General features: G+C 47.0%; 10 protein-coding genes. 1 reads left to right on the forward strand and 9 read right to left on the reverse strand.

Going from position 1 to position 10933, the window contains the following annotated elements; all coding sequences use genetic code 11:
• Nucleotides 1–5 precede the first annotated feature (5 nt).
• The 9 genes from B4C70_RS08585 to zapA all read right to left on the reverse strand — a co-directional run bounded on the left by B4C70_RS08585 (nt 6) and on the right by zapA (nt 9790).
• The gene (locus B4C70_RS08585; RefSeq protein ID WP_035406369.1) at nt 6–779 is read right to left on the reverse strand and encodes an electron transfer flavoprotein subunit beta/FixA family protein; all 774 of its coding nucleotides are present in this window, start codon (nt 777–779) and stop codon (nt 6–8) included.
• Between the two features lie 74 nt (nt 780–853).
• Complete coding sequence (locus tag B4C70_RS08590) at nt 854–1432, reverse strand: TetR/AcrR family transcriptional regulator (RefSeq protein ID WP_052018985.1); 579 nt, start codon at nt 1430–1432, stop codon at nt 854–856.
• Between the two features lie 71 nt (nt 1433–1503).
• Nucleotides 1504–3177 carry an AMP-binding protein gene (locus tag B4C70_RS08595; protein ID WP_290778441.1) on the reverse strand — a complete coding sequence of 558 codons (1674 nt, stop codon included), beginning with the start codon at nt 3175–3177 and terminating at the stop codon, nt 1504–1506.
• A 198-nt stretch (nt 3178–3375) separates the two neighbouring features.
• A complete protein-coding gene (locus B4C70_RS08600) occupies nt 3376–4272 on the reverse strand; it encodes a YitT family protein (protein ID WP_290778445.1) in 897 nt (298 codons plus the stop codon).
• Between the two features lie 183 nt (nt 4273–4455).
• On the reverse strand, nt 4456–4863 hold the full coding sequence (locus B4C70_RS08605; protein WP_023469001.1) for a DUF350 domain-containing protein: 408 nt from the start codon (nt 4861–4863) through the stop codon (nt 4456–4458).
• Between the two features lie 10 nt (nt 4864–4873).
• Nucleotides 4874–7240, reverse strand: a complete 2367-nt coding sequence (locus tag B4C70_RS08610) for an endonuclease MutS2 (RefSeq protein ID WP_290778447.1) — start codon at nt 7238–7240, stop codon at nt 4874–4876.
• Complete coding sequence (gene polX / locus B4C70_RS08615) at nt 7241–8956, reverse strand: DNA polymerase/3'-5' exonuclease PolX (RefSeq protein ID WP_290778451.1); 1716 nt, start codon at nt 8954–8956, stop codon at nt 7241–7243.
• A gap of 45 nt (nt 8957–9001) precedes the next feature.
• Entirely contained in the window at nt 9002–9550 is a 549-nt protein-coding gene (locus B4C70_RS08620; protein WP_290778455.1) for a CvpA family protein, read from the reverse strand.
• Nucleotides 9551–9553: 3 nt separating this feature from the next.
• A complete protein-coding gene (gene zapA / locus B4C70_RS08625; RefSeq protein WP_029342308.1) occupies nt 9554–9790 on the reverse strand; it encodes a cell division protein ZapA in 237 nt (78 codons plus the stop codon).
• 120 nt (nt 9791–9910) lie between these two features.
• Between zapA and rnhC the strand changes: the two genes are divergently transcribed.
• Nucleotides 9911–10825, forward strand: a complete 915-nt coding sequence (gene rnhC / locus B4C70_RS08630) for a ribonuclease HIII (RefSeq protein ID WP_290778458.1) — start codon at nt 9911–9913, stop codon at nt 10823–10825.
• Nucleotides 10826–10933: the final 108 nt, after the last annotated feature.

The following is a 10933-nucleotide window of genomic DNA, read 5'->3' on the forward strand; positions in this document are numbered from 1 at the left end:
CCCCCTTAGACCACTTTTGCTTCGTTGCGTAATAATGATGCAAGCTGTGCGACTTGCTCGTTTAGTTCACCTTCGAGAATCTTACCGGCTGCTTTGTTCGGTGGTAAGAAACGTTCAATCGTCTCTAAACGTGGTGCGAGTTCATCTTCATCGAGTTCGAGATCATCGAGTTCGAGTTCTTCAAGCGGCTTCTTTTTCGCTTTCATGATCCCCGGAAGACTTGGATAGCGTGGCTCATTCAGTCCTTGCTGCGCAGTCACGAGTAACGGAAGTGTTGTTTCAATCGTTTCTGTATCCCCTTCAGCGTCACGTGTCACGACAGCCTTCGTGCCGTCGAGTTCGAGTTTCGTGATCGTCGTCACGTAAGGAATATCGAGCAATTCTGCGACGCGTGGTGCCACTTGACCACTTCCGCCATCAACTGCGACGTTTCCAGCGATGATAAGATCGACTGTCTGTTCTTTTAAATAACCAGCAAGTACTTCAGAAATCGTGAAATGATCCGCCTCTTCGATGTCATCCTCAATCGAGATGCGTACTGCTTGATCCGCTCCCATTGCGAGTGCTGTTCGTAATTCTTTGTCCGCGTCTTCCGGACCGACCGTCACGATCGTCACCGTTCCCCCTTGTGCATCACGGACACGAATCGCCTCTTCTACCGCATATTCATCATATGGGTTAATGATGAACTCAGCCCCATCCTCATCGATTTGACCATTTTCGAGTTGGATTGCTTCTTCCGTATCGAATGTGCGTTTCAACAGTACATAGATTTCCATCTCATGCTCCCCCTTGTCGTCTATTCACCATCATTCTTTGTATCCGCTTACATGATTGTTGTCATGAAAAGGGCTTAACTCAGCCCTTTGATCAACATCCGATGAATCCCGTCACGTGTCTCAAGCAACTCATATTTGAATCCACTTGCCATCCAGCTCGTCACGACCTCATCGATCGTTCCGAAGATCATCTGACGTGCTAATCGATAATCGAGTTCGTTTGAAAACTCACCTGTCGTCATCCCGTGCTTGATGACCCGGTCAATCAGATGCAGGTACGGTTTCAAGACGGCAGCGATATTTTGACGCATGTCTTGGTTCGATTGACGCAATTCGATCTGCGTGACGACCGCTAAATCATAGTCGACGGATAATTGCTCGAGGTGTGCCTCGATCAATGCTGCCAATTGTTCTGTCGCTGACGTGTGATTCGCGATTTGTCCTTCGGAATATTCGATGAAGCTTCCCATTTTCGCTTGGAATAGCGAAATCAGCAGGTGTTCTTTATTCTTGAAGTACAGATAGATCGTTCCATCCGCAACACCGGCTTCCTTTGCGATGGCGGTCACCTTCGCTCCATGGTAGCCGTTTTTAGCGATGACTTTTACGGCGGCATCAATGATGCGGTCACTCTTTGACATTGTTCGTTTCATTCCACTATCTCCTAACGCATAAAATGAATGATGGTTCATTCATATTTATTCTATCATGCCATTTTGTCCTGTCAACTGCTTTCTTCGAGTTGTTTGGCACGTTCTTCTTCAACAAGAACACGGCGGAGAATCTTCCCGACGAACGTCTTCGGTAACTCTTGTCGGAATTCGTACTGCTTTGGCACTTTAAATGATGCTAACTGTTTACGACAGAATTGATCAAACTCTTCTTCTGTGACCGTCATCTCATCCTTGACGACGATGAACGCCTTGACGGTCTCTCCCCGATAGGCATCCGGAACACCAATGACGACGGCTTCATTGACGGCCGGATGCTCGTACAAGATTTCTTCGACTTCACGTGGATAAATATTAAATCCGGAAGCAATGATTAAATCCTTTTTCCGATCAACGATCCGGAAGTAATGATCTTCGCCGATATAGCCAAGGTCTCCCGTGTACAACCAACCGTTTCGAAGAACAGCTTGCGTCTCTTCTGATCGTTTCCAGTATCCTTTCATGACTTGCGGACCTGTGACGATGATCTCACCGATCTCACCAGGAGTTGCGGGTGTCTCTCCATCCGCTTGGACGATTTTCGCTTGCGTATCGGGTACCGGAATACCAACCGTTCCAGGAATCCGGCGATCCCAGATACAGTTCGTATGCGTCACCGGACTCGTCTCAGACAAACCATATCCTTCAACGATCCGTCCGCCCGTCAGCGCTTCGAATTTTTCCTGGACTTCGACCGGCAGTGGAGCTGAACCTGAAATACAAGCTTCGATTGAAGACAGATCATATTTCTTCAGCTTCGGATGGTTCAACAGACCGACATACATCGTCGGAGCACCTGGGAACAGATTCGGTTTTTCCTTATGAATCGTCTTGAGAACCTGTTCGATATCGAATTTCGGAACGATGATTTGTTCATAAGCATTAAATATGCCGAAATTGAGGTTACACGTCATGCCATAGACATGGAAATAAGGAACGACTGCTAACAGCCTCCGTCCATCTCCTCGATTGTATTTATAGAACCAGTTGTCGATCTGTTCGACGTTTGCACTCAAGTTAAAGTGTGTCAACATGACACCTTTTGGAGCACCTGTCGTTCCACCCGTATATTGGAGAACCGCGACGTCCTCCTTCGGTTGAATCGCGACTGGTGTAATCGGTTCATACCCCCGCAGCGATAAAAACGGGATCGAACCTGTCGTATCAATGATGATGTTGTTATCTTTCCGTGCTTTAATCGGATACAGTTTATTTTTAGGGAAGGGAAGGTAATCCGCGATACTTGTCGTCACGACCGTCTTGAGTGTCGTCGATGCCTTGACACGAGACGCTTTCGGATAGAGTAGATCGAGGGTCACGAGCATATGTGCTCCTGAATCGACGAGAATCTGTTCAAGTTCACGGTCTGTATAGAGTGGGTTCACTTGGACGACGATACCACCTGCATAGAGAACAGCATAATAACTGATCATATACTGGGGACAGTTTGGTAACATCAGTCCGACGCGATCCCCTTTTTTTAGTTCGTGCTCTTGTAATAGGCTCCCAAGTGCACGGGCCTCGTCACGTACTTCACGAAACGTCATACGTTTTCCTAAGAAACTCAAGGCACGTTGTTCTGGAAAATCAGTCGCTGCCTCATCGAGTGCCTGATAAAGAGGTAATTCTCGATAATCAATCGATATGGGTACTTGCTCGGGATAATCAGATAACCAAACGGATTCCATACGTTTCCCTCCCTGATAATGAATTACTATTCATTTTTATTATACGTTGAATCGAATTCGACATGCCAGTAAAATCCAAAAAAAGAAATCAAATCTGCTTGTTTTTTTCGATTCGTTCAATTAGAAATCATCATACAAAAAAGCAGTACCACCCTTTCTCGTTTCCGAAAAAGAAGCAGCACTGCTTTTTAATAGACATCACCGGGATGGATACGTAAATCCTTCACCAATGACTTCGCGCACTTTATGAATGACGACGAAGGCGCGGGGATCCGCTGCTTCGACGATCTGTTTCAAGGGTGCCAGTTGTCGTTTATCGACGATCATATACAACATATCATTCTTTTGTTTCGTGAAATGACCGTGACTGTGGATGACCGTCGCGCTACGACCGAGCGTCTCTGTCAGGATCGTCGCGATCTCCTCTTGGCGATGACTGATGATCGTGACCGCTTCGCGGACATTTAATCCTTCGCTGACGAGATCAATCAAGTACGAGCCGATGATAATTGCAATCAACGTGTATAGCATCGTCTCTTCTCCGAACAGAAATCCTGATGCACCGACGACCGCGACATCGATAATGAACATCGAGACCGCGATACTGAGATTCAAGTACTTATTCATCAGTCGAGCGATGATGACTCCCCCGCCCGTCGTTCCACCAGCACGAATGACAAGTCCGATTCCGACGCCAATCAGAATTCCCGCATAGACCGTACCGATTAAACGGCTATCTGATGAAGTCGCTAGACTAGCAGTCGAGGAGAGGACAAATGATGTGACGGCGACCGAGATGACGGAGTAAAGCATCGTCTTCCGGCTGAGGAATCGATAACCGACGACGAACAGCAAAGCGTTCGCAAGCAAGGAGACAAGTCCCGTATCCCAACCGTAAAGATAGTAGAAAATGACCGTGATCCCAATCAATCCACCTTCTGAGAGATCATTTGGAATCGTAAAGTAGTTGATTCCAAAGGCGAGAATCGACGACCCGATGATAACCCAGAAGATGTCCTTCCAAGAAATCAATTGCATCGCCTCAAAAGCACGGCGTCTCGTTTCTGTCGTTGTTGATGTTTTTCGTACGTTCATATGCGTTCCTCCTTTTTTGATTAGGCGTGGCTCAATAAAAATTCCGTACTGAAACGATGTCAGTACGGAATGATCACACGGTAAGACCGGTTCTTTTAATTAAATACAATCCAAAGGATACCGACAACCAAAAAGGCGATCGAAACCCCGAACATGATTTTCGCTAAACGTTCTAACACGGATTCACCCCACTAACGCTGATCCGATGACGTAGGACATGCCGATCGATAAAGCGCATGAAATGATACCGACAGCAATGTTGCCATTCTCGATTTCACGGTCTACCGGCAAATTCGGTGTCAGGAATTCAAAGATCCAATATGTCGATATCAACAATAAGAAGCCAAAGGCACTTTCAAGAAATATCGACCCGACTCGTTCTTCCCCTTGGACAGCGAAATGAACGATATTGGCGAGTCCTATGATTTTTCCACCTGTTGCTAACGCAACGGCGATGTTGCCACTCTTGATATGTTCCCAGTTTTTATACCGGGTTGTCAACTCAAAAAGTGCAAGCCCCAAAATGATCAGTAATCCCGCGACCGAATAGAGCGCTGTCGTATAGACATAGACGTTCTCAAAAATGTTCATCTTACTTTCCTCATTTCAGTTCGATGATCGTCACACCGTGTCCGCCTTCACCTTGACCACCTAACCGGTGACCTTTGACGTGACGATGACCTTTCAAGAATTCTTGAACACCTTGTCGCATCGCTCCCGTACCCAAGCCATGAATGACACGGATGTGGTCGTAATTCGATAACAAGGCTTGGTCCATGAAGCGTTCGAGCTTCGACAACCCTTCTTCGACACGCACGCCACGTAAATCCAGTTCAGCCGAAGGCGCCGATTGTTTCGTCACACTCGTTCCACCAGAGCGCCCTTTCGTTTGTGGACGTTTTGGTGTACTGCCAATCTTCGCGAGATCTTCCGGTTTGACGTTCACCTTCATGATGCCCACTTGGACGGTATACTCGCCGTTCGCCTGTTGGTTGATAATGTAGCCTTTTTGATTGAAGGTCGTGACTTTAACTTCTTCGCCTTTATCAAATCGCGGGGTTTGGTCGTATTTTGCTTTTACTTTAGCAATCCGCTTCTCTTGCAGACTCGGCTTCGCGTCTTCGAGTCGCTTCCGCGCCTCAATCAGTTCATGCTCTTTGACGGCACCAGCGTCTCGTAATTCCTTCAGACGTTTGATGACGCCTTCTGCTTCTTTTTGAGCGCGTTCGACCGCACGTGCTGCTTTTTCTTCCGCTTTTGCCAGAATTTCGTTTTTTTCTTCCTGGATCTCAGCTTGTTCTTGCTCGAACTGCTCTCTCTCTTCGACAAGTCGTTTTTTCTCTTCTAACAACTGTGCCTCTAACGTTTCAGCCCGCTGTTTCGCTTCTTCTAATCGTTCGATCATCGTCTCGACAGACTGTGCGTCGCTACCGATCTGACCACGTGCCGCGTCGATGATCCGGTCTTCGAGTCCAAGACGTTTTGAAATCTCGAACGCATTCGAGCGTCCAGGTACACCGATGAGTAAGCGATAGGTCGGACTGAGTGATTCGACATCGAATTCCATCGACGCATTGACGACCCCTTCTCGGTTATAGCCGTACGCCTTTAATTCTGAATAGTGTGTCGTCGCTGCCACACGTGCGCCGCGTCGCTTCACTTCATCAAGAATCGCGATTGCAAGGGCAGCCCCTTCTGTCGGATCCGTTCCCGCACCTAACTCATCGAACAGCACTAGACTCATAAAATCGATTTTTTCCATCATCGAGACGATGTTCGTCATGTGCGAACTAAACGTCGATAAGTTTTGTTCAATCGACTGTTCATCCCCGATATCGGCATAAATCGCATCAAAGACACTGAGTTCCGTCTCATCTGCAGCTGGCACGTATAGTCCTGATTGCACCATCAATTGCAAAAGACCGATCGTCTTTAAGGTAACTGTTTTACCGCCGGTGTTCGGACCGGTGATGACGAGTGACGTAAAATCCCCACCCAGTGATACGGTAATTGGTACGACTTCCTCTTTCGGGATGAACGGATGCCGTGCTTCCTTCAGAATGATATGGCGGTTTTCGTTCAAGCGTGGCTCGACCGCTCCAATCTGATGACCGTATAATGCTTTCGCCATGATGAAATCAAGTTCTGCTAATACATCCAGATTGATGCGTAGCGAATCACCAACGCTACCGACAAGTGCCGATAGTTGTGCAAGAATTCGTTCGATTTCCGCCCGTTCTTTCAAACGCGCTTCTTGGATCTCGTTGTTCGCAGAAACGACGGCTTGTGGTTCGATGAACAACGTCGCACCGGACGCCGACTGATCATGAACGATCCCACCGAACGCTTGACGATATTCTTGTTTGACCGGGACACAGTAGCGATCATTTCGCATCGTCACGATGGCGTCAGACAGCATCTTCGCTTTACTACGTAAGACACTATCGATTTTTGAACGAACTTGTCCTTCAAGCGAACGCAACTGACTGCGTAACGCTCGTAATTTATCACTTGCCGAATCTTGAACAGTTCCCTGATCGTCAATGGCATGACGAATCCCCTGTTCGATCTCAACGAGCTTCGTGATTTGCTCAATTCGACTATCAAGGCGTGGTAATCGTAGATCCGGATGATCCTCATGCAATCGTTCCTGGAACGCCTTTACTTGACGTCCTGAATAGACGACGTCTGCGACGGATAGAAGTTCACTCGTCGAGAGGACCGAACCAATTTCTGCTCGTTTCACTTCACTGCGGACATCTGTCAGTCCACCGAACGGATAACGGTCACGTAACCGATAAACCGTCGTTGCTTCCGTCGTGACAGCCAATAATTCCTTGACCTGCTCGAACTCTTCCGCTGGACGCATCGCTCGAACGAACTGTGCTCCGAGTGAACTAGCTGTGAAGGCGAGCATGTTTTCTTTTAACTTCTCATATTCTAAAACGCGTAATGCGTTAGCATTCATTTAATCCACTCCTAAACGTTTTCGACCGAAGAATTCGAGTGCTTCTTCAGCAGACCACGTATTGATGACATCAGACGCCTCCAAATAAGCTTTACGAGCATGGAGAACTCCAAGTTTCATATCTTCTAACATTTCTGGTCGGTGTGTATCCGTATTAATTAAAATCTTCACGCCGGCAGCCTTCGCTTTCGCAAGCGAACTTGCCGTTAAATCAAAACGTGCTGGATTCGCGTTCATCTCAAGCGCTGTTCCTGTCTCCGCTGCTAGTTCGATCAATCGATCGACATTGACGGCGTATCCTTCTCGTCTTCCAATGATTCGTCCCGTCGGATGAGCAATCAAGGAAACATAAGGATTACGACAAGCATTCTCGAGCCGCTGCATGATCTCTTCTTCCGTCTGATCGAACTTCGAGTGGATCGAGGCGATGACATAGTCCATTTCTTTTAAGAACTCATCTTCATAATCAAGTGATCCATCGGGCAAGATATCCATCTCGACACCACATAAAATTGTCATATCGGGATGTTTCTCGCGTGCCGCTTCGATTTCAATACGTTGTGCACGCAGACGTTCTTCCGTTAATCCATTGACGAATTTCATATATTTACTATGATCCGTGATCGCCATCCATGTATATCCGCGTGCAGCACAGGCATCGACTAGTTCTTCAACAGACAACGTACCATCTGACCATGTCGTATGCATATGCACATCGGCTTGAATATCTTGTTCCGTCAAGAGACGTGATAAATCTTGCTCGAATTCATGACGTCCCGCTCGTAATTCAGGCGCGATGAACGGTAAATCGTACCGCGCAAACAATTCTTCTTCTGTCTTCGGTTGCACTAATCCTTGCTCGGTCTCGACACCATATTCAGAAATACTCTCCCCTCGCTCTTTTGCGAGTTGGCGCATCCGGACGTTGTGATCCTTCGAACCCGTAAAGTGATGTAATGTGGATGCATACGCCGCATCATCCACGATTCGGAAATCAACCGCGATATAATGAACGTCTCGTTTTAAGATGAGCGATACTTTCGTGCTACCAGCTGCGATGACTTCATCGATGTGCGACAGTTCTAGGAGCTGCTCCTTGATTCGTTCCGGTTCGTTCGTTGATAGAATGAAATCAAGATCCTTACACGTCTCTTCTGCTCGACGGAAACTTCCCCCAACTTCAAAGCGAATGATTGCATCAAACGATGCAAGTGTCTGATTCAATTCAGCGACGATCTTTCGCATGACACCATATGGTAATCGCTCCGGTCGTGTTTCAAACGTTTCCAGTGCTTTAACGTACTTCTCGACCGTCTTCTTGCCGAATCCAGGCATCGCTTCGACTGTACCATCTGCTAATTTCTCTGCAAAGGAATCTGCATCAATGACGCCGACTTCATGCAGTTTAGCGAGCTTTTTCCCACCAAGACCCGGAATCTTCAATAAGGCGATCAATCCTTCTGGCACTTCTTGTTCGAGTTCTGTCAGTGCCGTGCTCGTTCCCGTTTCCCGGTATTCCTCTAGAACAGCAGCCGTTCCTTTCCCGATCCCCTTCATCGCCGTGAAATCCTCGATCGCCGTGAAGTCAGCATCGGATGCTTCGAGGATACTTGCTGCTTTCCGAAAAGCATTAATCTTAAATGGATTTTCCCCTTTGACCTCTAGGTAGACCGATATCCGTTCCAAATGACGCATCGCATCTTGAATCGTACGCATGTGCAGTTCTCCCCTCAAAAAAAGCTCCCAATCGTGGGAGCCTGTTTATTTTATCAATCCAACTTTATCCATCAGCCAGTTCGCAAGAAGCGGTGTATGTTGGATAATGAAGCTTGCTAAACTCGAGTCCGCGATCGCATCCTGTATCGATTGGATTGGAACGAATGCCGCTAAGAACAAGAGCAGGAAGATGAAGATGTACATCTCGATGAAACCAAAGACACCACCTAACAACCCTTTGACTTGTTTTAGAATCGGGACATTCGTCAACGAATCAAACATCGACAATAAGATCGATAAGATGATTTTTGTACCGAAGAACAGGACGACGAACCAAAAGGCTTTGTAGAACACCTCATCGAGTCGTGCTGAACTTGGAATCGCGAACATCGTCAAATCGATTCCCGCATCATCCAGTGTCGACGGATATGGTACCCACAATCGGAATTTCGTCGCCAATTCTTCATAAAACGACAAGGCGACGATGAAGGAAATGATCAGGCTGAGCAAATGCCCGGCCTGCAATACGACTCCCCGTCGGACACCCGTCATGACGCCTAAGGCGAGAAGTAATAAGATAACGAAAGAAATCATAGTTTATAGTTCACCCAAATTCTTTTTTATTTTTACGTAATCACTACCAATATTAAGCGCCGCTAGGACGGCGATTTGACGAACGTCGAGTTGTGGTGCTTGTTCTCGGATTTCTCGAATTTTCGTATCCACGAGGAGACCCACTTCGCGTACGTGTTCTGGCGACTCCGTTCCGACAATCGTATAATCATTGCCTGCGATATGAATCGTCGTCCGGTTCAACCCTTCTGAATCAGCCATTTTTCTGTCCTCCTCATACTTTGCTTCTTTCATATAGTACCATCATTTTCGTTTTAGGAAAAGAAGTCCCCCATCGGTCTTAAGGATGGTATGCTTAATCCCGGAAAGGGAGGTTATCCTATGGGAACGACCGTTTTACGCTTATCTAAAGAAAAACAGGACTTAGTCATACAGAACTTCAAACAGAACGAGACGAAGTCTCCTCCGTATGCCCGTTTTGCTGCCAAGATTCCTGGTTGTGTCATCACGATTTATAATTCTGGAAAAGTGATGTTTCAAGGACCGCAAGCCGAAGCTATCGCTACACGTTTCGGTACGGCTTCGCCGACTAAGTCGAAAGAACCACTTGTTTCAACGTTACCGAATGGTTTTTCGGAATGGTCCGTCGTTGGTAGTGACGAAGTCGGGAAAGGCGATTTCTTCGGTCCACTCGTCGTCGCCGCTTCCTTTGTTGATCGAAAGCAGATCGCACTTCTTCACGAACTCGGTGTCCGAGACTCCAAACATTTGAACGATATCGAGATTCGTCGAATTGCTCGCGATCTCCATGCTGTCATTCCGTACACATATCGTATCCTACACAATCCAGAATACAATCAGATGCAACGGTCGATGACTCAAGGAAAGATGACTGCCCTGATGCATAATGATGTAATCGAGCGGCTTCTTGACCAACTGGAGACGAAACCAGAAGCGATCTTGATTGATCAGTTCGCCGAAAAAAGTGTCTATTATAAACACCTAGCTGGTGTCGTCAATCCCGTTCGAGAAAATGTCTACTTCTCGACCAAGGCGGAACAACTCCATGTCGCTGTCGCTGCCTCCTCGATCATTGCTCGCGCCATCTTTTTGAAGGAGATGGACAAGTTGAGTGAAACAACAGGTGTCGTCATTCCGAAAGGTGCTGGTGCCAAGGTCGATCAAGTCGCCGCCTCACTGATTTTACGTTATGGAGCTGACAAACTGCGTGACTGGACGAAAGACCATTTTGCGAATACGAAAAAGGCACAACAACTAGCTGCGAAACGAAACTGATATGCTCCCCAAAAAGTAGATAGTTGAAATAACAAAAACTGTCTACTTTTTGAAGGGAGCTTTTTGTATGACTAAATCTAAGTTTTCTTCAGATGAAACAGTACGAAT

The organism is Exiguobacterium sp. UBA5002, from assembly GCF_002396765.1.
Classification (GTDB): Bacteria; Bacillota; Bacilli; order Exiguobacteriales; family Exiguobacteriaceae; genus Exiguobacterium_A.